General features: G+C 36.4%; 21 protein-coding genes and 1 pseudogene. 8 read left to right on the top strand and 14 right to left on the bottom strand.

Annotated elements, in window-relative coordinates:
- Position 1: 1 nt before the first annotated feature.
- Genes pbp2x through rsmH form a run of 3 tightly spaced genes read right to left on the bottom strand, consistent with a single transcriptional unit; the run spans position 2 to position 3,535 of the window.
- Complete coding sequence (gene pbp2x, locus D8848_RS04270) at positions 2–2,254, bottom strand: penicillin-binding protein PBP2X (protein ID WP_125443783.1); 2,253 nt, start codon at positions 2,252–2,254, stop codon at positions 2–4.
- A 3-nt stretch (positions 2,255–2,257) separates the two neighbouring features.
- Positions 2,258–2,575, bottom strand: coding sequence for a cell division protein FtsL (gene ftsL / locus D8848_RS04265; protein WP_000227824.1), 318 nt, complete (start codon positions 2,573–2,575; stop codon positions 2,258–2,260).
- Positions 2,576–2,584: 9 nt separating this feature from the next.
- A complete protein-coding gene (gene rsmH, locus D8848_RS04260; protein WP_125443785.1) occupies positions 2,585–3,535 on the bottom strand; it encodes a 16S rRNA (cytosine(1402)-N(4))-methyltransferase RsmH in 951 nt (316 codons plus the stop codon).
- Between the two features lie 165 nt (positions 3,536–3,700).
- On the opposite strand from rsmH, the gene D8848_RS04255 reads away from it, so the two are divergent.
- Genes D8848_RS04255 through D8848_RS04235 form a run of 5 tightly spaced genes read left to right on the top strand, consistent with a single transcriptional unit; the run spans position 3,701 to position 5,868 of the window.
- A complete protein-coding gene (locus tag D8848_RS04255) occupies positions 3,701–3,895 on the top strand; it encodes a helix-turn-helix transcriptional regulator (RefSeq protein ID WP_125450654.1) in 195 nt (64 codons plus the stop codon).
- Between the two features lie 15 nt (positions 3,896–3,910).
- Positions 3,911–4,453 (top strand): DUF3278 domain-containing protein, encoded by a 543-nt coding sequence (locus tag D8848_RS04250; RefSeq protein ID WP_125443786.1) that lies wholly within the window; start codon positions 3,911–3,913, stop codon positions 4,451–4,453.
- A 10-nt stretch (positions 4,454–4,463) separates the two neighbouring features.
- Positions 4,464–4,790, top strand: coding sequence for a hypothetical protein (locus tag D8848_RS04245; RefSeq protein ID WP_125443788.1), 327 nt, complete (start codon positions 4,464–4,466; stop codon positions 4,788–4,790).
- A 26-nt stretch (positions 4,791–4,816) separates the two neighbouring features.
- Positions 4,817–5,392: a DUF3278 domain-containing protein gene (locus tag D8848_RS04240; protein WP_125443790.1), complete on the top strand. Its 576-nt coding sequence runs from the start codon at positions 4,817–4,819 to the stop codon at positions 5,390–5,392.
- The gene (locus D8848_RS04235; protein WP_125443792.1) at positions 5,392–5,868 is read left to right on the top strand and encodes a glutathione peroxidase; all 477 of its coding nucleotides are present in this window, start codon (positions 5,392–5,394) and stop codon (positions 5,866–5,868) included. Before D8848_RS04240 ends, D8848_RS04235 begins: the two co-directional genes overlap by 1 nt.
- Positions 5,869–6,010: 142 nt before the next feature.
- On the opposite strand, the gene D8848_RS04230 is transcribed toward D8848_RS04235, so the two are convergent.
- The 10 genes from D8848_RS04230 to D8848_RS04180 form a co-directional block, all read right to left on the bottom strand.
- Positions 6,011–6,304 (bottom strand): DUF5960 family protein, encoded by a 294-nt coding sequence (locus tag D8848_RS04230; RefSeq protein ID WP_125443794.1) that lies wholly within the window; start codon positions 6,302–6,304, stop codon positions 6,011–6,013.
- Positions 6,297–6,659 (bottom strand): hypothetical protein, encoded by a 363-nt coding sequence (locus D8848_RS04225; protein ID WP_125443795.1) that lies wholly within the window; start codon positions 6,657–6,659, stop codon positions 6,297–6,299. The genes D8848_RS04230 and D8848_RS04225 overlap by 8 nt, the downstream gene beginning before the upstream one ends.
- Positions 6,656–8,071 carry a Y-family DNA polymerase gene (locus D8848_RS04220; RefSeq protein WP_125443797.1) on the bottom strand — a complete coding sequence of 472 codons (1,416 nt, stop codon included), beginning with the start codon at positions 8,069–8,071 and terminating at the stop codon, positions 6,656–6,658. Before D8848_RS04220 ends, D8848_RS04225 begins: the two co-directional genes overlap by 4 nt.
- Before the next feature lie 3 nt (positions 8,072–8,074).
- Positions 8,075–8,761: an XRE family transcriptional regulator gene (locus D8848_RS04215; protein WP_125443798.1), complete on the bottom strand. Its 687-nt coding sequence runs from the start codon at positions 8,759–8,761 to the stop codon at positions 8,075–8,077.
- A 264-nt stretch (positions 8,762–9,025) separates the two neighbouring features.
- Positions 9,026–10,435: a peptide MFS transporter gene (locus tag D8848_RS04210; RefSeq protein WP_376738624.1), complete on the bottom strand. Its 1,410-nt coding sequence runs from the start codon at positions 10,433–10,435 to the stop codon at positions 9,026–9,028.
- Positions 10,436–10,983: 548 nt separating this feature from the next.
- Entirely contained in the window at positions 10,984–13,197 is a 2,214-nt protein-coding gene (locus D8848_RS04200; protein ID WP_125443800.1) for a glycoside hydrolase family 31 protein, read from the bottom strand.
- Positions 13,184–13,837 (bottom strand): DUF624 domain-containing protein, encoded by a 654-nt coding sequence (locus D8848_RS04195; RefSeq protein ID WP_125443801.1) that lies wholly within the window; start codon positions 13,835–13,837, stop codon positions 13,184–13,186. Before D8848_RS04195 ends, D8848_RS04200 begins: the two co-directional genes overlap by 14 nt.
- Positions 13,838–14,042: 205 nt before the next feature.
- Entirely contained in the window at positions 14,043–15,608 is a 1,566-nt protein-coding gene (locus D8848_RS04190; RefSeq protein ID WP_000792259.1) for a type 2 periplasmic-binding domain-containing protein, read from the bottom strand.
- A gap of 9 nt (positions 15,609–15,617) precedes the next feature.
- Entirely contained in the window at positions 15,618–16,514 is an 897-nt protein-coding gene (locus D8848_RS04185; RefSeq protein ID WP_125443803.1) for a carbohydrate ABC transporter permease, read from the bottom strand.
- Positions 16,515–16,531: 17 nt separating this feature from the next.
- Positions 16,532–17,449: an ABC transporter permease gene (locus D8848_RS04180; protein ID WP_049531682.1), complete on the bottom strand. Its 918-nt coding sequence runs from the start codon at positions 17,447–17,449 to the stop codon at positions 16,532–16,534.
- Positions 17,450–17,651: 202 nt separating this feature from the next.
- Between D8848_RS04180 and D8848_RS04175 the strand changes: the two genes are divergently transcribed.
- The 3 genes and pseudogenes from D8848_RS04175 to D8848_RS04165 all read left to right on the top strand — a co-directional run.
- A complete protein-coding gene (locus D8848_RS04175) occupies positions 17,652–19,322 on the top strand; it encodes a sensor histidine kinase (protein ID WP_084888168.1) in 1,671 nt (556 codons plus the stop codon).
- A complete protein-coding gene (locus D8848_RS04170) occupies positions 19,303–20,841 on the top strand; it encodes a response regulator transcription factor (RefSeq protein WP_125443805.1) in 1,539 nt (512 codons plus the stop codon). Before D8848_RS04175 ends, D8848_RS04170 begins: the two co-directional genes overlap by 20 nt.
- A gap of 354 nt (positions 20,842–21,195) precedes the next feature.
- Positions 21,196–21,561, top strand: a pseudogene (locus tag D8848_RS04165) (tyrosine-type recombinase/integrase); the annotation flags it as partial.
- 395 nt (positions 21,562–21,956) lie between these two features.
- Here D8848_RS04165 and D8848_RS04160 read toward each other — a convergent pair.
- On the bottom strand, positions 21,957–25,130 hold the full coding sequence (locus tag D8848_RS04160; RefSeq protein WP_474104118.1) for an SIALI-17 repeat-containing surface protein: 3,174 nt from the start codon (positions 25,128–25,130) through the stop codon (positions 21,957–21,959).
- Between the last annotated feature and the right edge of the window lie 1,010 nt (positions 25,131–26,140).

Genomic DNA, 26,140 nt, shown 5'->3' with positions numbered 1-26,140 from the left:
ATTAGTCTCCTAAAGTTAATTTAATTTTTTTAATGTTTTTGATAGCTGTATTAGTCCGAACATCTTGCTTCTGAACGACGGAACCTGAACCTTCAAATTCCAGTTCAATATCCAACCATTTAGCAAAGGTCTCGGCAATCTCTTTTTTCCAGCCATACATGTCTGGAATTTCTTCTACCTTATCCGATAAAAGGAGAACTTGTTGGTTTGGTGCAAGATTGGTCCCCTCTTCTACAGATGATTCTTTAATCTTTGTTCCAGTACCTACAACGATTGGTTGCACAATATTTCGGCGTAAGGCTTCCGCCAACTCACCAGGTGAAATATCCTTGATGCTAGGCATTGCATAAGAAGACTCTGTCGTAACTTTATCTAAATTCTTGGCTGGAGATTGAAGATTGAGAGATTCTTTCATAGCTGAAGCCCGCTCCAAGATTGGGTTGGCAAATTCTCCCAACTGGATACCTGAATAATGTTCAGGTTGTTGAACCGTTACATACAAGATAAAATCAGGATTTTCAGCAGGGTTCATAGCCACAACCGAGAAAATGTAATTGGTCGAACCAACTAAGTAGCCTCCATTTTTCTCGTCAGCGATTTGGGCTGTACCAGACTTGAGGGCTACATTTTGACCTGGAACATTGACAGTTGCTTTTCCTGTACTATGATTATACATAGTTCCATATCTAGGATCCGTTCCTACCAAGACCATGTGAGTCCGAGTTTGGCCAGCTGCATCTTTCGAAACTGGATTCCCTACAATTTCTTTTTGAGATCTACGAACGGTTTGATCATTTGGATCATACAAGGCCGTAATAAATTTAGGCTCTAGCATGACGCCATCATTGGCAATGGCTGTAAAGGCACGAATCATTTGCGTCTGAGTTACTGAAATCCCTTGTCCAAATGAACTCTGAGCAATATTAACAATATTGTCAGCTGGAAGTTGGCCTGCATATTCATCTGTCAAACCAAACCGAGTTGGAACCCCAAATTTAAAGCGGTTTAGATAATCCAACCAAGTAGCATCCCCCATTTTCTGCTCAAGAAGTGTCATCCCAATATTACTTGAGTGAGCAAATCCTTGAGAAAATGTCATCATACCACCACCGGTCAAACCTTCATTAACGTCCCAATCTCGAATTGTCGCATCCGCTATTTTTAATTCACTGCTATTGAAGTATTCTCCACCTGGGAAGGTATTGTTATCAATAGAAGCTGCTAGCGTCATGACCTTCATGGTTGATCCTGGTTCGTAGTTACTTTGATAAAGAATATCACGCCAAACAAAGTCTTTGGTGATACCATCCTTAGTATCTGCATTAAAGGTAGGTCGTTGGGTGGTAGCGAGGATTTCACCGGTCTTGGCACTGAGCAAGGTCGCGGTCATATACTTCCCTTTTACTTTTTCTAGAAAGGCATCCATCTGAGTTTCCATGAAAGATTGGAGCGGGCTAGATAATGTTGTATAAACATCCTTGCCATCCACAGTTTGTTGCGATACCTGTTCTGTACCTGGTACGATATTTCCTACACGGTCTTTTTCATAGGTAATAATACCATCTGTCCCAGCAAGAATGGTATTTAACGAACTCTCCAGACCAGAAGTTCCTAACAAACTCTTACTGCCATCCTCATTTTCATGGAGTTGGGCTAAACCAATAAAACTAGAAGCAAATTGTCCATTTGGATAGCTTCTGTTAGGGCTAGTTGTAAAGTCAATTCCTTCCACACTAGCATCTTTCAAATCTTTTTTAATAGCCATCATATTGGCATAGGTAATCCCATTTCCTTTTGCACCAAAGGAAACCTGGGTCAGATTTGGTTGAGCCAGTTGCTCTTTCACATAAGCTTCATCCATATCCAAATACTTATGGAAAATTTCTGCTACCTTATTAAACTGCGAATCCTCTACATAAAGAATTTTCCCCGTTGCTGACTTGTATTTTTTGTCAATAACAGCATAGACATTATAAGAGGTCGCATCTTCTGCGATAGGAACTCCATTTCGATCATAGATAGTCCCACGTTTGGCAGGAACTGTTCGGGTTGTTTGGTGAACTTTTTTAGCTTCTTTTACTAAGTCAGTACCAAATATATTACCTTTCGCGATAATATAAGCAAAATTGGCCAAAAAGAGGCCAAAAAGGGCAACCGCTACAAAGCTGAGGTACTTACCAACTATCCTACGGTTTTTTGCTGGAGATTTACGATTTTTTATCGCAAATCGGGTTATTTTTTCTGTCCATTTCATATCTTACTCCGCTGTTCGGATATTTTCATTATTCAGTTTCAAATCTTTTTTATCTGCAATCTCTTTCAAGCGCTCTGAACGAATCAATTCATTCACTTCCTGCTTAGCATCATCGAGCTCTGTCTTCTTTTCCTCTATCTGCGCATTGATTTTTGTCAAATCACTTTGCACTTGCAAGAGCCGTGTCTGCATAAAGATAATGCTCACTGCTAAAACGAGAGCCGTAAAAGCGATGGAAAGATAAAAAGCCTTCTCCACACGTGAGAATTTTTTTATACGATTCTGCAAGAATTGACTGGTTGTTTCTTTCTTATCTACCATTTTTTCCTCTTACTTGTGAATTTTTCTGGCCACGCGCAACTTGGCAGAGTGCGAGCGGTTATTGGCTTCTAATTCTTCTGCACTTGGCAAGATTGGCTTACGGGACACCAATTCCATCTTGGGCTTGAGATCATCTGGGATGAAAGGCAAGCCTTTTGGAACTTCAACCGTTGAAGCTTCCTTGAACAATTGCTTGGTCAAGCGGTCTTCTAGTGAATGGAAGGTAATCACTGAGATTCTACCATCTAGAGTCAACATATCCATAGCCTGCTGGATAGATTCATCTGCCGCCCCCAGTTCATCATTGACTTCAATTCGAATAGCCTGGAAAATCTGCTTGGCAGGATGGCCCTTCTTCTTGAGTTCCTTAGCAGGTTTGGCCGACTTGATAATTTCTGCTAACTCAGTCGTTGTCTCGATTGGCTTGACTTCACGTGCTTGTTCAATCTTACGCGCAATCTGTTTAGAAAATTTGTCCTCGCCATATTTGAAGAAAATTCGAACCAAGTCATGATAGTCATAGTGGTTCACCACCTCATAGGCTGTCAGACTAGCATCCTGATTCATGCGCATGTCCAGGGGCGCATCCTTTTTATAAGAAAAACCACGCTCACGCTGGTCCAATTGAGGACTAGACACTCCCAAGTCATAACAAATTCCATCAATTTCCTGAACACCAGCTTCGCGCAAACGTGCCTGTAAATGACGGAAGTTATCCTTGATAAAGGTTACCATCCCTTTTTCGATATAGGGTGCCAAGCGTTTTTGCGCATTGTCAATAGCATTCTGGTCCTGATCAAAGGCATAGAGATGGCCTTTTTCACTTAACTTACTTAATAAATATTCGCTATGGCCCGCTCCACCCAAAGTCGCATCAACGTAGATACCATCAGGCTTTACGTCGAGCATATCAATCGTTTCGTGGAGTAAGACCGTTACATGATGAAATTCTTTTGTCATATCCTATCTATTTTACCACAAATCCGACTAGCTTGCACTAGTCAGACAAATAGGTCAAAAAAAGTAAGATTTCTTTAAGAAATATGTCAAATATGCTTGACATCTATTTCATAGAAGAATATAATATAGTCAAATATATACGATACAAATCAGAAAGGAGTCCAGATGAATCGTGTGAAAGAATTTCGCAAGGAACTGGGCATTTCCCAGCTCGAGCTAGCCAAGGATATCGGTGTCTCGAGANAGACCATCAATATGATTGAAAACGACAAGTACAATCCAACCCTGGAACTCTGTCTCAATCTCGCCCGCAGCCTCCAAACTGACCTAAACAGTCTCTTTTGGGAGGATGATTTTTAAAAAAGGAGCCAACTCATGAAAAAAGAAACCTTCACTGAAAAACTCATCAAACGCACATACGGTATTTCTGGTCCCCTTGACGAATACAAACGGCGTGAGGCCGATCGTATCGGTAACCAAGTCTTTATCATCCTCTTTTATCTGATGATTTTCGGAAATCTTATTCCACTCCTTCTGGCCTATAAATACCCTCAAGAAGTGGCTCTAATCTATCCTCCTCTGATTCTAGTGATTGCCCTCATCGCTGCTGGCTATGTCACCTACCAAATGAAAAAAACAGGGATTACAGCTATTGATCCAGATATGCTGAATGAGAAAGAAAGCCAGCAACTATACTACCCAGGTCTTAAAGCAGGTTTGTTCTTTGGTCTATGGATGTTTTTTATAACTCCTCTTCTCAGTATACTCATAGGTGAAGGTCAGGACTATTTTCATTCTCTTCTCGCTATAAGAAATGGTGTATCAAGCATTCTCGGTTCTATCTTCTTCGGAGCAAGCATACAGTTCCTCATCTCCCGTCGCATTGCAAAAACTAAAAAAGAGCAAGATGAGGATTAGGAGGTACCTTATGAAATCATTACTAACTTTACTTACCTATCATCTTTTGTTCAGTTCTCTGTTCATCTTCATCATCGTTTCAGGGAACTTGCCAATCGACGAGACATTCCTCGTGCTAGTCTTTATTCTAGCACTTAACAAAGTACTGACTTATCCAAAGATTGACTCCCCAAAAACTCGCACACTTAACTTAGCACTATACTTTATGATTCTATCTTTTCCACAACTGATGCTCATCTCAAGCGGTTGGAAATATTATTTACTGTTCACTATCGCTATCCTTTCTTCTATCACTTATCTTTATTATCTCTATCAATTCGTAAAAGAAACAAAATAACATCGTTCATTTAGGAGAAATCACCCATGAAAAAAGAAGACTTAACAACTCGCCTACTTCGAAATTTCTTTCATATCCAAGGCCCTTTTGATGAATGCCGTCAAGAGGTTATCTACAAGGCTTGCGCCCGTTCCATGATCCAAATCTTTTACTCTTCCTTCATTCTCTTCCTATTCTATATTTTGTTCGGAAGCTTTATAGAAATTGTTCGAAATGTTATGCCCTACATCTATTTTGGACTCATTTTGTTCATGAGTATAAAAGCTCAAAAAGCCGTCCAAGAGCTTCATCTTGAAAAGGATGACAAATCAGAAATCATCCTCAAGACCTACAGCAAAGCCCAAATCAAATTCCGAAGTTGGATTGTGTTTATCGGTATTCAGATTGGTCTCTTTACCTTACTCATCTTTCATAAGGTCTTCGTTCAACAGATGCCCCTTTCAGATTTTGGGAAGTTGCTCACGCAATTTGATAAAAGTGTTCCTCTTCTGATGTATGGCCTGATTATCGGTAGCATTTTCGGAACCCTGACCTACGGATTTCTATCCCTACAGGAGGAGAAAACTCCTAAAAATACCAAACAGAGGGAGAAAAGCAAGTAATGACTTCACTATACGATTTTTCAGTCTTGAACCAAGACCATCAAGAAATTCCACTAGAGACCTATCGTGGTAAGGTTCTCTTGGTTGTCAATACTGCTACTGGATGTGGTTTAACGCCCCAGTACCAAGGACTTCAAGAACTCTATGATCGCTATCAAGAACAAGGTTTTGAGATTTTAGACTTCCCTTGCAATCAGTTTATGGGACAAGCACCAGGCAGCGCAGAGGAAATCAACACCTTCTGTAGCCTACATTATCAGACCACCTTCCCACGTTTTGCCAAGATCAAGGTCAACGGTAAGGAAGCAGATCCTCTCTATGTTTGGTTGAAAGAACAAAAATCTGGCCCACTGGGAAAACGAGTCGAATGGAATTTCGCTAAGTTTCTCATTGGTCGTGATGGGCAGGTCTTTGAACGCTTCTCTTCCAAAACAGACCCAAAACAAATTGAAGAGGCGATACAAAACCTACTATAATTCACAATCTCACTATGATTAGGTTTCCTTTAGCCTGATGAATAGTGAGATTTTTTGATGGGCTTTGACTTAAATAGAAAAACACCCCATGATATGAACCATGAAGTGTTGTAAAAATGATACATTCATAGCAGACAAGGCGCTACTGACTGCTATTCTTGACTCCTGAGTATGTATAGGTCCTATTTCTGGGACACGCTTTTTCCGTTACCACCCTAAAATAAAAACGATGCTCCCGCCCATCCTTGGCATTTTCCTTGTTTAAGACAAAGTAGTTTTTCTGATTCATCGCCATGGTTCGTAGGATGTCATCAATCAAGAAAGTCAAGGGTACGTTCATGGCAGAGTATTTTTGAAAATCCTCTTCAAAACGAATATAGTTATCTGAAAAGTAATCCATCTGCAGTTTGTTTTCATACAGCTCTTTTCTAGTCATAAACTCCCTCCTCCCACAGTCGAATTTCGAGGATATCTTCAAGCTCTATCAACCTATATCCCTCGTTTGTCCTAATAGATAGAGTCTGATGTGATAACTCTCTCACCTCACCGATGATAGTCGCCTTCTGCCTCTTTTCCTTAACCACAAAGAATCCCTTTAGCTGGCTAATATAAAGCTGAGAAAGTAAATGTAGTTTCTCAGCTGGGTCCAAATCTATCGAAAAATCAACACAGTTTTTTGCTTCACTGAGCGAACTGGTGTGTTCTGAGAGATAAAACCCCATCCACTTCTGCATCCCTGGATCTTGATAATCTCGCGCGGATTGAAAGGGTAAATAAGAACGATCAATCATTTTAATCCATCTAATCCTCCAGCAGAATGTCCCCCAATCAGCTTGCTTCTAGCAAGACTCCTAGAGGCTTCTTCCAGTGCATTGGCCTTTAAGAGAGAAGTGAAACCAAATTGTTCCCGAATGGAGTCAATGGCCGTCTGGAGCCTTTCTTCTTTTTCTAACGTGTCAACATCATCAAAGAGGGAGATCAATCCAAAGGACTCGTCTACAAATCCTGAATAGTTAACTCCGACACTTCTAACCGTTCCTGAAGTGTATTTATTATGAAATAGCTTCAAAACATAATCCATTAAGACAGCTGTATTATTGGTCGGTTCGACCTTCATTTGTGTGTGAATAGACGGTCTAACTTCCTGTTTAGAGAAACCGACATAGATAGAGACAAGGGTTGTTTTCTTGCCAGACCTTCTCAATCTAATAGCCACCTGCTCCGCCATTTCTCGGAGAATAATTTCAATATCCCGTAGCTTCACGTAGTCTCTCGGCAAGATTTGAGAATTCCCCAAGCCCTTGGATTTGGCTTTATAGGGCTTATGAACATTGCTCTCATCAATCCCGTTGGCATGAAACCACAAACGCAGACCAGCCTGACCCAGAGCTTTCTTTAGCTGGTCGGGATTGCTGGTTGCCAATTCCTTGATGGAAAAAATTCCCAGAGCATGCAAGCGTTTCTCCATCCGCCTGCCAATCCCCCAAAAATCCGTCATCTTAGGGATTGCCCAGACCTTCTCTTCCACATCCTGGTAAGACCAGTTGGCCCTCATGGTCGGAGTGTGCTTAGCCTCATTATCCAGAGCCAACTTGGCCAGTAAAGGATTGGCATTTGACATACCTACTGTAGAGTAGATTCCTGTCTGCCTCCAAATATCCCTCTGAATACGAGCAGATAGCAAATCCAGCTTGTCTTTGCGAGAGAGACTCTTATCTGGGATGAAATAGTTGAGCGAACTAGTCAGGTCAATAAAGCCCTCATCGATAGAGTAGGGATAAATATCATCTGGACTGCCATAGTTTTGAAAGATTCGCTGAATTTCCATATTGACTGCGATGTACTCATCCATTCTAGGTGGCACAATCAAGGTCACTTGAGCCCAATCTTCGATGTAGCGAACATAGTCCGAGTCAGTCGGTAGCCCTTGCTTTCTAGCATTATAGTAGGAAAATTTGCGGGTCTTGATATCAAAGGGCAAATCATAGGCTCGACCAACATTTGACTTGCCAAAAATCTTCTTAAACAGGGGAGAGGAGGCTAGGATAAGACCAGTTGAATTATCCGCACGACTCATGACACAAAGCGAGGTTTTCAGCGGATGTAAGCCCCTTTTCACGCACTCAACACTGGCATAAAAGGATTTCATATCGACAAATGCAATGTCACTTTTGGGCTCTCTAGAATAATCAAAGTAGCCCATTGGCTAGCCCTCCATCGGCACAAAGTTCCCAACGATAATCCCCACAATCCGAGGATCTTCCTCATAGGAGATGAAAATATCCTTATATTTAGGATTGATAGAGACCAGACGCAATCCATTCTCCTCTCGATAGACCCGTTTGATATAGGTCTGGTTGTTGCAAACCACTGCATAAACTGCCCCGTCATAGTCAAACCCTGTCTCTCGAATCAGAGCAACTGAACCATTTTGATATTTAGGTTCCATTGAGTCCCCAGACACCCAAGACGCAAAATCATGGGCCAGCTCCTCATTAAAGTAAACCGTATCAAAATTCTGATCATCGTAGACCGAAGCGCCAATACCTGCTGACATGCGTTCGTAGACACGATACTCGTAGAGTCGCTCTGGCATGGTCGCCACCTTCTGGGCTTGTTCCTCTTGAGCCAAGTTGCGAGCATAGAGCACAACCTTCTCCTTCCCTTGCTTGGAGAGACTATTATATAGACGGACAATCTCTATCTGAGTGAAATAGCCTTTTGCTACTTTTAAAATGTTCTCTAACTGAGTAACTTTCTCCTTGGAGGGTTCCTTGATCCCACGTTCCCAGGCTGAATAAGCCTGAAAACTAATCCCAAGTTGCTCTGCAATTTCCTTCTGTGTCAGTTTCAACTCTTTCCTCCGAGCCTTGAGTTTCTCTGGTTGATACATGCTTCACCTCCTATTGTATGCTTGAATGGAGAACATCTCCCTTAGAAAGACTAATCGATGGTTGAACTTACACTTTCAAAACTCAACCATTTTGGTTTAGTTTTATTATATAAAAAAAGTGGACAAATGTCTACTAGGAACATCAGAAACATCGTGACTTTTCATCAAACTAAAAGGACTTAGCCCTGTACAATACAGAACTAAATCCTTTGAATGAATAATTGATCTAACTTTTAAAATCCCTACAGAAATTCCAGTTTTTCTCTATTTGATACCAGACATTAGTTTTTCAATACGCGGAACGTATAAGAGTAAGATAATACTGAATACAATCGTAATTCCTCCAACAATTCCATAGTAAGCAACTTCAGTTTCGCTTGTATAAAATTTTACAATTTGAGCATTGATAGCTTGGGCAGCTGCATTACTCAAGAACCAGATAGACATCATTTGTGCTTGGAAGGATTTTGGTGCTAACTTAGTAGTGACTGATAGACCAATCGGCGAAATCAGCATTTCCCCTACAATCACAATAGCCCAACTCATAAGCAACCAGAGAGGGCTGACCTTAACATCTGTCCCAAAGAGCATCCCTGGTAACATCATCCACAAGAAGGATAAACCTGCAGCAAATAAACCGTAAGCAAATTTCTTAGCAGAGGATGGTTGCTTTTTACCCATTTTCCCCCACAACCACGCAAAAATCGGCACATAAATCATAATGAAAAGGGGATTGATACTTTGGAAAAAGCTAGATGGAAAATGAATCTGATTCCCAAATACATTAAAGTAAAGTTGAGTTTGATCATCCGCAAATAGAGCGAGAACAACAGAACCCTGTTCCTCAATAGACCAGAAGAGTACTCCAGCGATAAATAAAGGAATGTAGGCAAAGACTCGGGATCTCTCAGTAGCAGTTATTTTCTGACTAGATAAAATTTTGAAGAAATAGTAGATTGGAATGATTACCGCAATCACTGTAAAGATATTAACAATCATATCCACGTTAAACTGGTGAGTAAAGACTAAACCTATAACCACCAGAATAACCATGACAAGTGTAATCAGCAAGCGTTTAATCAAGGTCTGCTGGTCCTTCTGTGAAAGTGGATCAGTAGGGTAAAGACTTGATTCAGGCAGGTATTTCTTCCCATCTAAAACATACTTCACCAAACCAAAGAACATCCCAATGGCAGCTAATGAGAAACCTAGATGGAAATTGACTTCCTGACCTAGATACCCCACTAGATAAGGGGCAACGAAGGCACCTAAGTTAATACCAAAGACAAAGATACTAAAACCTGCATCCCGTCTATCATCCTCTTTCTCATAAATTCCCCCAACCATATCTGAGATATTGGGTTTTAAAAATCCAGTACCAAAGATAATCAAGGCAATAGAGAGATAGAGAGCTATTTGTCCAAAAGGTGTTGCCAAAGTAATATGCCCTAGCATAATCAAAATCCCACCGTAAAAGACAGTCTTACGACTTCCTAAAATACGGTCACTGACAAAACCACCGATAACCGAGGACAAAAATACCAGCGAGCCATAAATCGCCATGACCGATGCAGCTGTGGTCTTATCCATTCCCAATCCACCATCTTGCACACTATAGTACATATAGTAAAGTAGGATAGCTCGCATCCCATAGTAAGAAAAGCGCTCCCACATTTCTGTGAAGAAGAGGGTAGACAAGCCAATAGGATGTCCAAAAAAGGTTTTCTGTTTTTCTATATATATTCTCCTTAAACGATATAATAATTCATTTTACAGAATTTTCAAACAAATGTCAAACAAATTCTGTTTCTTTTAGAAAATTTTCAGAAAAGCTCAAACGTCTCATACTTATACTCAATGAAAATCAAAAAGCAAACTAGGAAGCTAGCCGCAAGCTGTACTTGAGTACGGTAAGGCGACGCTGACGTGGTTTGAATTTGATTTTCGAAGAGTATTAATTCCGCCATAAAAATCCATTTCAGACTAGCTTCCACTTCGGTCAGACAAGTGGAAGTTAGTTTGAAAAATTACCTTTAAAAATTTGCTCTTGTTTAGTTAAAAAGAGGCTGGGCAAAAAGTCTTTAAAATCATAAAAACATCCCTATGCCAAACTTGTAATTACTAAAATACAAGCTAATAAGCATAGAGATGTCAAACTATTACACATTTAAAAATAAATAATTAGCAATTAAAGAATAGAAATTGTGTACGAAATGTCTCAATTAGTTTTGGCTAGTAAATATTATTTCCAACAAACGGCCTCTCAATTCCTTATCCTGATGATGCAAGATATTCATTAACTCATGAGAATTTTTAGCATTGATGAATTGATTTAACAATCTATCTTTTAATTCATATGGAAGAGAAGCCGTCTTTAGTAGTCTAAAAATTTCATCATTTAGAGATGGCGTTTTATTATCTTTACATTCAAATCTAGCTGTATCATTCTTATTTGGCAATTCAATCATAGACACATTCGTTCCTTTAAAATGAATTCTATGCCTTCTATTGCTTGGAACGATACTAGAATCTCCTTGTAATGTTAACTCTACCATCCCCATTTCCCAGTCGATTGATAATCTTGTTTTATATCTTTGACCATTTTGATCTTCAATCATTTCAAAAGAATGTTGTTTGCCTGGGAATACATACCAATCTACAACTTCAGGTAACTCAACACCCATATCTATCTCAGAACCAACCAAGGGAATGATTGCACCACTTTTTGCAAACACAGGTATAGTCGAAATGTCTCTATAAACACTTAACTTCACACCACCTGTATATTTTTTCTCTGAAAAGAAGTCATACCATTCACCTTCAGGGAACCATACATCTACTTTTGCAGATTGGAATGCCAAATCCATCTTTTCTACAATGGGAGCCACCATCAGTTCTGTTCCAAAAAAGTATTGATTTGGAACATTATAACTCTCATCATTCTCTGGGTAGAAATAATACATTGGACTAATTAATGGGGAACCTTCTTCATGTGTCTTTACATTCATGGTATATAGATATGGAATCATCTGATGTCTCAAACGTAGGTATTTCTTCATAATCTTAGATGTTGTTTCTGAAAAAAACCAAGGTTCTTTACTATTAAAAGGACTTCTAGAACTATGTAATCGAGTTATCGGACTAAAAACGCCAAACTGTAGCCATCTAGTTTGTAGCTCTTCGTCATAATCTCCCAGCATGTGTCCACCGATATCATGACTCCACCAACTATAACCGATATTAGATGCTGTCGCTGTAAAATAAGGTTGAAATCTTAAGGAATTCCAACTAATAATAGTGTCCCCTGAAAAACCAACAGGGTAGCGATGACTACCAGGACCTGCATATCTTGATAAAATCAAGCCACCTTCTGCATTTTTACAACTATCCTGATAATGATAATGGTTTAAAAGCCATAGTGGATCCAACATGCCTTGTGTCCCTTGTTGCCAGTCAATCCACCAAAAATCTACTCCCTGCTTTTCTAGCTTATAATGAACATCTTTAAAGTAGGCTTCCCTAAAAGAGGGATTAAAAAAATCAAAAATAGCAGGTTCTTCTAGTTCTACATTTAACCCCAATCGTTTTGCGACTTGAGGATAAGCTTCTTCATAAGCCCGTATACCATCAGCAGGATGGACATTTAAGGAAAGTTTTAACTTCCTATCATGAAGTTGTTGCAATAACTGTTCTGGATTAGGTATTAAGTTTTTATTCCAACTATATCCTGTCCAGCCGCTTCCAAAACGAGCTGGAATGTCAGTTATATGCCAATCCATATCTAAAACACCGATAGATAATGGAATTTTCTCTGTTTCAAATCTGTCTATTAAATCCAAGTATTCATCCGACGTATAAGGCCAATATCTACTCCACCAATTGCCTAAAGCATATCTTGGCAACAAGGGTGTTGAACCAGTCAAATGGTAAAAGTCTCTGATTGCTCCTCTATAATCATGCCCATAGGCAAAGAAATACAGGTCAATTTGATTTTCTCTCTCAATATAACCAGACTGTTCATCCCAAATAAATCCTTGAGAATCATCCAATAAGGCTATACCATTTCGGCTAATAATTCCATCTTCTAACGAGATTGCTCCATCTGCCTTATCTAGAGTCCGAGCTGTTCCTTTTAACGTTTCAATAGATTCACCAAAATACCAGCGACTACCATATACGGCAAAATTTCCTTTTAATTCTATAAATAAATTTTCGGCGTTAAATTCTCCTTTATTAAAGTGCAAATGAAAATAGTCCGTCATAATATCTAGTACGTTTGATGTCTCGATATAATCTAACGAAACTTGACCAAAATCTCTATTATAGATAAGTTGTGTAGTTCTATCCTCAAAATTGCCAGTTTTAGAGTATTCTAACCTTACTAGCTTGGCTGTTAATACAGAGATTCGATAAAACTCTCCCTTAAAAATTTTCAATTTGTTTCCTCCTTTTAGTAAATTGCTTTACTTTATCAAACATTTTATTCGTTATCATTACATTCATCAATCCGCAAAAAGCAAAGCCTCCAAATGTAAATACGTAAATAGCTGTTAAAACCCGTTCTGGACTACTGAAACTCATATACAGTACAGAAATATTAAATAAAACCAACATGATAGCTTGTATTGGATTTAAAATACAAATTAATACGCTATTTACAATACTATTTTTTAGATTATCTTTAAATAGACCAATATAGGGAAAAATAACACTCATCAAAAGTATTATAACAAATAAAAAGGGCAACACTAACAATAAACTATACTCTGAAAATAAACTTGAATAGCCCCAAAGACAATAGTTCACATATAAAAGTAATTCTATTAGGAGGATAAACAACCAAATAAAAGTTGACTGTTTAAAATTTCGTCTAAAGATCCGAAAATAATGATAAGCAATATCGGTATCTTTACCTTTTAAAATACGATACCACATTGTCGTAAGAGAAGTTAATGATGCCCCAATTGTAACTATTGGAATACAACTAACAATAAATAGAGTATTTAAAATAATTAAATCTGTCAAAAAAGTTAAAATTCTAACCACTTTTCCATCTAATGAAAATAATTTTTGCATAATAGATATCTCCATAAAATCAATCGTCTTAACTCTATATTTTAGAATGTCAGTTGCACAAAAATATTACCTAAATTATTTAAAAAACATTTCCAAATTTCTTTAAAAATTAGAATAAAGGAAGCGAGATAATTTGACGTTATCAGTCTCGCTTCCTGTAATTAGCTAGTCCCTTGTTTATACAACCAAGAGTTCATATAAAGTATTACTCTTTTACTTCTTTTTGGTAACGATTATATGCTTCCTGTTGAATCTTCATAAATTCGTCCAATCCCATATTCTTAAGAGTTTCTTTGTATGAGTCCCATTCTTTTTCTATGCCACCTTCAACTACCCATTTAGATGCTTGTTGTTTGACATAGGATTCAATGCTAACATAGATTGATGATAATTTGTTAAGTTCTTCTTGTGAATAAATCACATTAGGGTAAGCTGGCAACGCAAATTGTTTCAAATCTTGGTCCATCTTCAATTTCAATCCATCACCTTGTGTTTGATCGATTTCTACGCGACTATTGATATCATCGCTTACGTATTTAGGACCAAAATCTCGAAGTGAATTAATCCATGCCCATTCATCAGCTGATTTACCATCTTTAGGAGGTAACACTTTAAACTTATCACCATTCTTTTCAGTAGCTATTCCAAATGATCCATAGAAATTCTGAATACTTGCTTCATCTGTATATAATTTATCCAACCATTTCAATAATTTAGCAGGGTTTTTGCTCTTATTTGTAATCAAAATTTCATTTCGACCATAGTTGTAATGATCTGGATCAGAAAAGACATATTGTTTACCATCCATACCTTTTAAAGCAGGTAGAGCAATATACTCACTTGAATGTAAGCCAAACGTTGCATCTGCTGTCCAACCACTAGAAACACCTACTCTAGATACTCCCTTATCCATACGTTTTGCTACACTCATAGAGGTATCTTCTGTAAAGATTTCCGGATCAATCAAACCTTTTTTATAAGATTCGTGCATTGCTGCAATCCCTTGTTTATAACTTTCTTCTGTACGAAGGTAGACTGGTTTTCCATCTTTTACAGACATTTCATATGTATTATCTGCCCCTAAACGATTATTGAACGGAAGAATATATGAGAATGTTGGATCAAAGTTTCCTGCTCCGAATGGAATTTCATCAGAAGCGTCTCCATTTCCGTTCGCATCTTTATCCTTAAATTCTTGTAGTACTTTTACTAAATCATCATAAGTTTCTGGAACCTTTAATCCTAAATTATCCAGCCACTTTTTATTAATAAATAGCTGATTAGCTACAGTAGGACGCATCGGTAATTTTTTAGGTAGACTGTAGATATGACCATCTGGTGAAGTAATCATAGCTTTAATCTTAGGTTCTTTCTCCATAGCCTTAGTTAAATTGGGCATATTTTCCTTGATTAAATCTTCCAATGGAATAAATAGAGATTGGTTCTGAGCAATTTCTGAATCTGTAAAAGCATTTGAACCTAAAAATGCATCTGGTAAATCTCCACTAGCAACCAACACAGATTTCTTATCTGCCCAATCTGCAGCTACAAGTGTATCCCATTTAACATCAATACCTGCTTCCTTGGCAGAATCTGTTAGAAAACCTTTATGATAATCTTCTCCCCAGTCAGACCAACGAACAGTTGTGATTTTATAAGAATCTTCTCCAGACTTATCGTCCTTATTCGCATTATTGGAATTTGCACAGGCTGTTAAGCCAGCAAGTGTAACTGTTCCTAAGAACAAATATGTAAATGATTTATTTTTCATGTTTTTCTCCTATTCTTTCAAGGCGCCAATCATTACGCCTTGATTAAAATGTTTTTGAACAAAGGGATATAGCAACATTATCGGAGCGGTTGAAATAACAATTGCTGCATATTTCATCATATCAGCTTTGATACGAAGATCTGATGCCACTTCTCCTGTTGCTTGCGATTGTAACATTTGATTACTAATTAGTAAACGTCGTAAGATTAATTGCAATGGTTGTAAATTTTCATTCGTTAAATAAATTAAAGCGTTAAACCACGAATTCCAAATACCAACTGCAGTCCAAAGTCCAATAACTGCTATAATAGCTTTTGATAACGGAACAACTATTTTAATAAAATAACGAATTGTACCACAGCCATCAATTTGCGCAGCCTCCCACATCCCGTCTGGAATACTATTATTAAAGAAAGTTCTAGCAACAATAATATTGTATGATGAAACTGCAAAAGGTATTACCATTACCCAAAATGTATCAATCAAGCCTACATTCTTTACTGTTAAGTAGGTAGGAATCAAGCCACCTGATACAAACATAGGGATTATGTATAGAATACTCATCCACTTTCTACCAACTAATTCTTTTCTAGATAAAGCATAACCAGCTGGAATATTGACTACTAAAGCAACTAAGGTCCCAACAACAGTATATAAAATTGTATTTAAATAGCTACGTAAAAATAAAGGTTGTTGAATAAGACGTAAATATCCATCTAATTTCCATTCTCTTGGAATAAACCATACCTTCCCGTTTGCAACATCTGAAGGATTACTAAAAGATGCAATCACTACAAACCATAACGGATAAACAATTAACAGGATAAGGAAAATTGCTAAACCATAGGTAACTATATCAAATAATAATTCAGAGTTTGTTTTTCTTGATTTATGAAACCATTTCACCTTGAGCACTCCTTCCTTTAAAAAAGACCCGTTCTAGTATATCTTTTCGAGAACCAGTTAACAGATAACAAAATTATTAGATTGACTACGGTGTTAAATAACCCTATAGCTGTCGAATAACTATACTGAAAGTTCACCATACCAACTTTATAAACATAGGTCGAAATTATCTCACTTCCTGCTAAATTAAGTGGATTCTGTAGTAGTAACACTTTCTCAAAACCTACACTTAATAAACTACCTGCTCTTAATATTAGTAAAATCATAGCAGTTGGCAAAAGTAATGGTAATTCTATATGCCTAATTTTTTGTAATCTAGAGGCACCATCCATAGTTGCAGCCTCATAATATGTAGGATCAATTGCAGAAAGGGCTGCTAGATAAATAATACTATCCCAACCAATATGTTGCCATACATCACTCCAAACATAAACACCTGCAAAATTACTAGGTTTTGATAAAAAATCTGGAATAGTGATTCCAACAGACTTAAATACATTCGCTAACAAACCACTGGTAGGAGATAAAAATAAGATGATCATCCCACACATAACCATTGTAGAGATAAAATGAGGTAAGTAAGTTGTCACTTGAAATATTTTTCTAAATTTCCCAACTCTTAACTGATTACTAATGATAGCTAGTATAATAGGTAAGGGGAATCCTACTACAATACTATAAAGTGAAATTTTTAATGTATTGAACATAGTTGTCCCGAATTGGAATGATGAGAAAAATTGAGTAAAGTACTTAAATCCTACCCACTGACTAGCAAAGATACCATTGGCTGGTGAATAGTCTTTAAATGCAATAATTAGTCCCAACATGGGAATATAGGAAAATAAAATTAATAGCAATATTGAAGGAAAAAGTAATATATATAACGGAATACTATGCTTTAATTTTATTTTATGAAGTTGAGATGCTACTTTCATGTTTTTCCTCCCATCTGATTTTCTACGATTATTTTACACCATATAGAATTCCCTTAATAGAACTTTTTGGACTAGGTTTATCAATTTTTCAGTTTTTTAATTTTAAAAACTATTACTTTTCCGACATCTTGATAAAACATATCTGTTTTGTTACATGATATCGTATTTTCAAAGTGCTATAATTTTAAGAGGAGAATAGTATATGAAATTAAATCACGACTTATCAAAAAAACATTCCATTCATTTTTTCTTTAAACTCCTACTTGTACTACTATTGATAAATATTTTAATCAATATTGCTATGAGTAACATAACCAGAAATTTTATTAAAAACCAAAATATAGTACACCTACGTAGTTCAATTGAAATTTATGCTGATTCTGTTAATGAGAAATTGCATTCTGTAGAACGCTTTATGTACTCAACAATAACGCATAATGAATCTTTAGAGAAATTAAATCATGTACAAACGTTTCTTGAGTATCAAGAAAATCTTAAAAAAGTTCAAACTAGCTTTACAGAGTTTGAATATCAAAATGAAACTCATATGACATTCTTATTAGAAACCGATAGTACTGATCATTTTATAAATGTCTCCAATCTTTATATTCCATATGAAGATTATCTACTGTTAAAATCAAATCTAAAATCATTGCGTAGTGATATAAGTGACCGTAAATGGAAAAATGTAACTACTAAAAACAGCGAATACTTAGTTAAATCTGTTCATTACGAAGGAAAAATCATTTATGCCGTCATATCTTCAGAAGATATCCTAAAACCTCTCAATAAACTTAATATTGGTAATAATGGCAAACTCTCCCTAAAAGAGCCTAACAATATACCGTCCGCTAATTACCTAATTCATGCCCAAAATGAAAAAACGCATTTACCCTTCGATATTTATGTTTTAGTCGATTATGCCGAAGTCTTTAGAAATATCACACTCTTAGAAGTATTTTTATCAGCCGTTCCTATCATTATCACAATTTTATCAATCATCATTATCCTGTATATTCGTCAGTGGATGATTAAACCTATAACAAGACTCACTGAACGGCTCTCTCAATTTGGGGGCTCCATCCCCCCTTCTGAATTTTTTATATCTGAAGGTATACTAGAAATTGATAAGGCAAATGATAAACTTAATAAAGTAATATTTGACATGCAAGAATTAAAAATACGGGAATACCATTCACAACTAGAACTTAAGAAGATAGAACTTAATTATCTTAAGAACCAAATTCGTCCGCATTTCTACTTAAATATGTTATCAATGATTCATAGTATGCTTCAAACAAAAAACTATAAGGAAATTGAAGAGTTAACTATCCTAACTTCAAATTATCTCCGTCATTTATTTATGGCTAATCAAGATTTTTCAGAACTTAAAGATGAAGTTCAGCATATTAGAGATTATTTAGAAATACAACGAATTCGATATGGAAATAGCATCTACTTTTCACTAGACTACAATGATGACCTACAAAATACTCTTGTTCCATCGTTACTGTTACAAACATTTATTGAAAACACAATCAAACACGGTTTTTCATTTCAGGATTTATTTACAATTTTGCTATCGATAAAAAAAGTAAAAACTGAGAACTCAGATTATATTCAGATTTGTATCGAGGATAATGGTCCAGGTTTCTCTGAAGAAATTTTATCAAAACTAAATCAGAAACAGTCTCTAATAACAGAAGATGGACATCATATCGGGATCACAAACACCATCGAACGTTTAAATCTTCTCTATCCCAACGACTATACTATTACATTTAAAAATAATGAAGAAGGTGGGGCTAAAATTCTTTTACTCATTCCATACAAGATTATAGACGGAGGTTATAATGAACATCTTATTAGTTGATGACGATCGTTTTATCATTGAAGCTTTACGAGAGAAAATAAATTGGGATAAACTACACATTGACATTGTTTATGTTGCCTATAGCCTCTCTCAAGCTCAAAATATTATTAGAGAGCATCCTATTGATCTCATGATAAGCGATATAGAAATGCCTCAAGGCAGCGGCCTCGAACTCTTATCTTGGATTAGAAATGAAAAATATGATATAAAAACAATTTTTTTAACTAATTACGCCGACTTCAACTATGCTCAAAAAGCAATTGAATTGCAAAGCTTCGAATACTATCTAAAACCCATTAACTTTGAAAAATTAGAATTTATTATTCAAAAAGCCATTAGTAAAATTGAGAATCATAACTTAAATGGAAAAAATGATTCGCTTTTACAAATAGAAGATAATTTCTGGTATGATTACCTTAGAAAACCTCAAATTTCTCGCATTGATGAGCTAGAAATAATAGCAAGCAAACAAGATTTTATTCTTCAAAAACACCAGTATTTTTTTCTTGCAGTTTTAACAATCAATCTTAATGAAGAAGATTATTCTGCAGAAACTCCATCATGGACTTCTCAACTAAAAAGAGAACTTCAAAGAATTTCACAACCTTCTTATAAGCTGATAAGTTTGTTCAAGATGGAAAGCCAGGTTGATCAATATGTTTGTCTCTTTAGAGTAGACTCATCCAAACGTAGTGACAAATTGGCATATGAGATTCATTCTCAAATTTCTAATAACTTTAGTAAATACTCAAACATTATATATAAGAGTTGCCATAAAATATCCGATGTTTTATTTCATACCAAAGAACTCTACACTTATAATGAACAGTATGTCTCTTATTGGAATACTATTATATGTGTTCCACATAGTTTCCCAACTTCTTTCAAAACAGAAACTCTTTCAATTACGTTTTTAGATAGCTTAAGCGAATATGAATTAAGAGAAAAAATTAATTCACTCGTCTATAATTCTCAAATCCCTACTTTCACGCTACAACAAATTTTACTAGATTGGACTCAACAAATAGGAATATATCTAGATCAAAATGGAATTTCAGCACATAAATTATTCCAAAATAGCACTCATGATTTCTTATTCCAACGACGCTTTCATTCAATTGAATCATTTCAGGATTACTTTGATTATTACTGGTCACATGCTAAGAAATTTGCAACAAACATTGAAAACCAGAAAAATAGTATTCAACGCATCGTCGAATACATAGATCATCACTACTATGAAGATATAAATCGTTCTATATTAGCAGATATGGTTTATCTCAGTGCAGATCATTTAGCTAGAATTTTTAAAAAAGAAACTGGAGAAACTCTTGTTAAATACATAACGGATAAGCGCATTAATGCTGCTAAATCTCTCCTATCCCAAACAAATATCTCGATATCACAGGTATCTTGTCAAGTAGGGTATGATAATTATTCTTACTTTACTAAAATTTTTAAACAAAGGACTGGACTTTCTCCTGGAGATTACCGTAAAACATATCAAAATAAAATGTAAGCAATTTAAATCATTGAAATGATAAGTAAAATTCAAGATTTGTAGTAATTTTTGAAATTCTACAGTTTTTCCAAAGATAAGTTAAATGATAATTTTTTAGATTATCATCAGCACAATATCTTTCAGTCCAACATAGCTCCAAAAATTTCTTTAAAATTGTTGATAAGGCAACTTCTTAAAAAGTCAGTTTGAAAAGAAAATCCAGTAAATATTTCTAGGATAAAACGTATACTATCAAGCTTTTACTGAACAACCTTGATCATATGCGTTTTATTATGGAAATATTTGCTTCATTTTCTCCTGAAATAGAGTTTATTCTATCCTATTTTCTCTTTTTCTAATGACTTACTTCAGGTTCTTTCCTCTTGGAAAAAACAACAAAGATATGAACTAGCAAAGTTTGGCATCATCAGTAATCCAGAACAATTTGTTTTTACATATATCGACACAAAAGGAAACATCAACAAGCCTTTACATGCTGACTATCTAAACAATAAAATGAAAAATATCAGAAAGCGATATAAAGAACTAGCACATGTTACACCTCATAAACTGCAACATACAGGAACGACACTTGCAAAACAAGCAGGACTCTCACTCGAAGCTATTTCAGAAGCTTTAACTCACAGTGATAAAGAAGTAACTAAGACTTATGTCAACACTTCAAATGTCATTCCAATGGCTGTTGGAGAGATTGCTTATCGCAATCTTAAAAAGTAATGGTGTGAATTTTACTAAAAATCATCAAAAAAACACCCCATGGTGTGAACCATGAAGTGTTGTAAATGCTGTATTGTAGCTGGTTCTTAACGTTTTGAGAACTGGCTAGCTTTACGAGCTTATATCTTAAGATCTGGTTTTTCTACATTATGATATTTATGGTAAATTATCACTGAAATCAAGTTCTTTTAAGAGATAAATCCTCAATTTTTACATATATAATCCTTTTAAAAATCAAGAGGTTATCACTTTTTAGTTTTCGGAGCTTATGTAGTTGAGAAAGAAATACAATAAAATTAATAATACAACATCCCCTAACAATTACTGACCGTTAGGGGATATTTCTATTCACCGAATATATTTTACATTCTTGTATTCATTAACTTCGTCAAAGATCATTCTTCGTCTTCTTTTTTACTTAAAATGAAGAAGCCTAATCCAAAAAGAATTGAACTTGTTGCTACAGATAAGAGTCCTAAACTATTTGCCGTACCAGTTTTCGGCAAGGTTGTTTGAGTTTCTTTCTGTTTCACTTCATCTTTTTCTGGTTTAGCATGTGTTTCATTTGTAGAAATATGAAGAGCATCTGGAGTCTGTTCAGGTTTCACATTATCATTTGTTTGAGTTACTCCTGAAGAGGCAACTTTTCTAAAGATATGTGTAACTACTTCTCCATTTTCATCTACTTCAGTTCTTACAAATTCATAACCTTCGATTTCACCATGTTCAAATGCTTCATTTTCCTCACCTAATACTTTAGGAGTTTTCGCATCTGCTGGTTTCAACTCATTACCGTTTTCATCAACCCATTTAGTAATAATCAGTTTAACTTTTGGTAATTGAGCTGGTTCTGGAAGTTCACCATTTATAGCAATGTTCCCATTAAACTCTGAGAACTCATGAGTTGGTGCATCCGGTGTACTTGTTCCACCCATAAACTCAGGAATATCTACACTTGGTGGTATGATGAGGTTTCCATTTCCATCTACACCAGTCGATCCAATTGGGTCTGTGTATTCTGGCACTTCACTTATTGGTGCATCCGGTGCGTTTACACCTCCTGTGAAGTCTGGTGCTTCTGGTTGTGTTTCTGGAGTGCCTTTAGCATTTATTTGACGGACAGTCAGCTTCACTTCAACTTCTTCGCTTGTGCCATCTGGGTAACGAACGATCACTGTTCCGGATACTTCGCCTGGTTGTCCTACGGCTGTATTTGGTGCGCCATCTTTCCATTCAAACGTTGTTTTCGGTGGTAAGCTGTCCACATTGCCAATGCTGTTTCTTGCTTCTGGTACTGCTCCATTGTCCACTGTTTGGACTGTTGGTTCTGGTTTGTACGTGTCTGCTTGTCCTTTGACATTGACTTTCACTGGAACTTCTTCGCTTGTGCCATCTGGGTAACGAACGATCACTGTTCCGGATACTTCGCCTGGTTGTCCTACGGCTGTATTTGGTGCGCCATCTTTCCATTCAAACGTTGTTTTCGGTGGTAAGCTGTCCACATTGCCAATGCTGTTTCTTGCTTCTGGTACTGCTCCATTGTCCACTGTTTGGACTNTTGGTTNTGGNTTGTATTCATCTTTTTGTGCACGAACATTTACAGTTACATTCACGGTATCTTTTGAGTCATCAGGATATGTTACAGTTACGCTACCTGCTTTATCTCCAGGTCCTGTTGTTGTACTTGGAGTTGTTGCCCATGTATAGGTTGTTCCTGCTGGTAATCCATTTTTATTAACACTTGTTCCTGCATCTGGTTTTACATCATAACTCACCGTTTGTTTTTGCACATTAGGAGTTGCAGTATATTTCGTTGTCATTGATTTGACGGTAATCGTAAATTGTCTTTGACTAGGATTGTCTGCATTATCTGTTACTTGAATAGTTGCAGTATAAGTTTTACTATCTTGTCCAACAGGTAATTTTGTTACTTCTTGAACTCCATTTTTAAATTTAATTGTCTTAGTCGCATTGTCATATACTAAGAAATCTGGTAAGCCCGTTACCGTTGTTGATTTAACACCAGTTCCTCCTGTATTATCAGTAGCTGCAACTTTTATAGAAGGTAATGTTCTATCCAATGCAATTAAATCCCAATTTTGTCTATCACTTGGTGTTGTGATCGTTGGAGCTGTTATGTCTTTTACTTCTAAAGGTATGTCAACTGGATCTGTCGTATTATCTAAATAAGTAACAGTCGCTTTAATCGTTTGAGTTCCTGCATTTGCTGTACTAATCGTTCCAGCAGTAACGGATTTCACCTTACTATTACCGTTATTACTAATAGCAACTGCTGCTTTTAAGTCATTATTTGTAACCGGAACATTTTGATTTCTAACGATTTTATTTCCTGTAGGAGCATATTCATCACTCAACTTACGAACACTTACAGTTACATTCACAGTATCTTTTGAAGTATCAGGATAAGTGACTTCTACTACCCCTGATTTATTACCAGGGCTTGATGTATCTGGTTTTGTTTTCCAAGCATAGGTTGTCCCTGATGGTAACCCTGTTTTATTGATACTTGCTTCTGCGCTTGGTTCATCTTTATAGCTAACTGTTTGTGTTTGAGAATTTGGAGTTGCTGTATATTTGAAAGTTTGTGGTTTCCATACAAAACGAATACGTCCTGGTGCTCCATTATCATTCGCATGACCTACATGTTCATAGTTCGTATTTCCAGCGGGATCTTCGGTGTATAAATAACGCGTGATTGATTTTTCACCGGCAAATGGTTGATTATTAATATTCCCACTCACCGTAATTGTTGCTGGTTGTGCATCTGAACCTGTAGTTTCAGATTTAATCTTAGTTGCTGTTAGATATAAGCCATCTGGGCTTCCTCCACCTAAATAGCTATTATCTTCTTGTCCTAGTCCCTGTCTATTATCTGCTGCAAATGCTAAGTAAACTTTAGAAACCTTTCCATTATTATCTTTTGCTTTTAAAGTAATATTATTATTTTCATGTGAATATACATAAATTTCTTGATTACCAGGATTATCATACGGAATTTCTACTGTCGGTCTAATATTATCAACAATCTCAACAGGAATATCGACTGTTTTCATCGTCGTATTTCCACGAAGAATTTCAATTTGTTTATGATGAACCGTTGGTCTTGAAGTATCTACAGTAGATCCACCTTTCCAACGAATCGTCAGATCGGTCGCAGGTGCTGTTCCATTTGATAAAGTGATATAACTTCTAGCATCACCAAGTTCACCACTTTGATGTTGATTAATACGTTTGTCTTGTTTTCCTACAAAATCTAGCACTGTATATGGTGTCGATACATCTTTAACGGCTCCATTTTGATAAGTTACTGTAACAACAGCATTTCGTGTTCCCGGTTGTTGTAAATTAAATGGTGTTTTCCATTGCACATCAACAGTAGATGGAAGTTCATTTTCTGTTTTTGACTTCACAAGATTTCTAGGATTTTTGTAAAAATCGTGTGGGTCACCGTATAATGCCGTAATACTTTGATGTTTTGCTATAGCATCATTCTGTGCATTTGTTTGGATTGTTTTAGGTGCAAATCCATCTTTAAAGTGAATCGTCATTGTTGCACCATCAGCTGAAACTTCAGCATGATCATAGTCAATGTGAACTGCTCTATTGACTACTCCTGGGTGTGCAGCCTCAAACTTTTTAATTAAAGCTGTTTTTTCTTTTTCCGTTAAATGGCGGACATCATCTACATAAGTTGGTGTTGCCAAATCATTAACCGTATTACGCTCACTTTGAGCTTTTACATGAAATGTATAAGTAATACTATTTTCCGGGTTCTTTCTTCCTGCCGCAATAGTTACTCTATAATCACCCGGTTCAACAGCTTCTCCCGTTTTATCATAACGCCCAAGCCAACCTCTTATAACCGCTTTAACTTCTGGATTATTAACAGGCCATACACCAGATGTGATATCCTGAAAGTCTTCCTTTCCAGTACGAGGATTTTTATAAGCAACTCTCAATGTTATACCTTTAAGCTTATCTAAACCACTAATAACACCTACAGTTTTTAAATAATATGGTGATTTATCTTCCTTACCTCTATTTTCTCCATATTCATACTTATATAAAGGTTCTCCTGGGCCTCTTTGACCTAACACTCTCATAAATGAGTATATCTCATCAGAATTATAATACGTCAAATCAGTTCTAGTTTCATTAACTAACCCAGCTTCTCCTCTTCCATGCTGATTTTGCGTAGGTAAAAAGTATACCGCCCTAAATCTACTCTCACCATTCCCATTAATAGGTTGGCCATTTCTAGGGTCACGTTTACCAGAATGAGCTCTTGTCATTCGATTTGCTACTTTATTTCGAAGACGTGTGACTTCTTTTAGGAGCGACTCTACCTCGTCCTCCCTGTTACTATCCTCAGAAAGTTTTTCAGCTGTTTTAACTAATTCTTTCTCAGCATCGCTGAACTCATAATTTATTTGATTAGCTAAACTGTAAATTTCATTTACAGTTTCTGTTACTTTTGCTATTTTTTCTTTGCTTAAATCTGATTTCTCTTCTTTTTGAGGCTCAGTTTTTTCTCTAGACTCTGAGGCTTTTTCTTTTT

The sequence above is a fragment of the Streptococcus mitis genome (assembly GCF_003942775.1).
Taxonomy (GTDB): domain Bacteria; phylum Bacillota; class Bacilli; order Lactobacillales; family Streptococcaceae; genus Streptococcus; species Streptococcus mitis_CN.
The sequence above is the reverse complement of the archived record's forward strand: the minus strand, read 5'-3'. Positions and strand labels throughout refer to the sequence as shown.

Excerpts from the sequence above, each read along its gene's own strand:
- D8848_RS04195 (WP_125443801.1), bottom strand. The coding sequence starts at position 13,837 with ATGCAAAAATTATTTTCATTAGATGGAAAAGTGGTTAGAATTTTAACT.
- D8848_RS04170 (WP_125443805.1), top strand. The coding sequence starts at position 19,303 with ATGAACATCTTATTAGTTGATGACGATCGTTTTATCATTGAAGCTTTA.
- D8848_RS04190 (WP_000792259.1), bottom strand. The coding sequence starts at position 15,608 with ATGAAAAATAAATCATTTACATATTTGTTCTTAGGAACAGTTACACTT.
- D8848_RS04225 (WP_125443795.1), bottom strand. The coding sequence starts at position 6,659 with ATGATTGATCGTTCTTATTTACCCTTTCAATCCGCGCGAGATTATCAA.
- D8848_RS04180 (WP_049531682.1), bottom strand. The coding sequence starts at position 17,449 with ATGAAAGTAGCATCTCAACTTCATAAAATAAAATTAAAGCATAGTATT.
- rsmH (WP_125443785.1), bottom strand. The coding sequence starts at position 3,535 with ATGACAAAAGAATTTCATCATGTAACGGTCTTACTCCACGAAACGATT.
- D8848_RS04240 (WP_125443790.1), top strand. The coding sequence starts at position 4,817 with ATGAAAAAAGAAGACTTAACAACTCGCCTACTTCGAAATTTCTTTCAT.
- ftsL (WP_000227824.1), bottom strand. The coding sequence starts at position 2,575 with ATGGTAGATAAGAAAGAAACAACCAGTCAATTCTTGCAGAATCGTATA.
- D8848_RS04210 (WP_376738624.1), bottom strand. The coding sequence starts at position 10,435 with ATGTGGGAGCGCTTTTCTTACTATGGGATGCGAGCTATCCTACTTTAC.
- D8848_RS04220 (WP_125443797.1), bottom strand. The coding sequence starts at position 8,071 with ATGGGCTACTTTGATTATTCTAGAGAGCCCAAAAGTGACATTGCATTT.
- D8848_RS04235 (WP_125443792.1), top strand. The coding sequence starts at position 5,392 with ATGACTTCACTATACGATTTTTCAGTCTTGAACCAAGACCATCAAGAA.
- D8848_RS04250 (WP_125443786.1), top strand. The coding sequence starts at position 3,911 with ATGAAAAAAGAAACCTTCACTGAAAAACTCATCAAACGCACATACGGT.
- D8848_RS04215 (WP_125443798.1), bottom strand. The coding sequence starts at position 8,761 with ATGTATCAACCAGAGAAACTCAAGGCTCGGAGGAAAGAGTTGAAACTG.
- pbp2x (WP_125443783.1), bottom strand. The coding sequence starts at position 2,254 with ATGAAATGGACAGAAAAAATAACCCGATTTGCGATAAAAAATCGTAAA.
- D8848_RS04230 (WP_125443794.1), bottom strand. The coding sequence starts at position 6,304 with ATGACTAGAAAAGAGCTGTATGAAAACAAACTGCAGATGGATTACTTT.
- D8848_RS04175 (WP_084888168.1), top strand. The coding sequence starts at position 17,652 with ATGAAATTAAATCACGACTTATCAAAAAAACATTCCATTCATTTTTTC.
- D8848_RS04245 (WP_125443788.1), top strand. The coding sequence starts at position 4,464 with ATGAAATCATTACTAACTTTACTTACCTATCATCTTTTGTTCAGTTCT.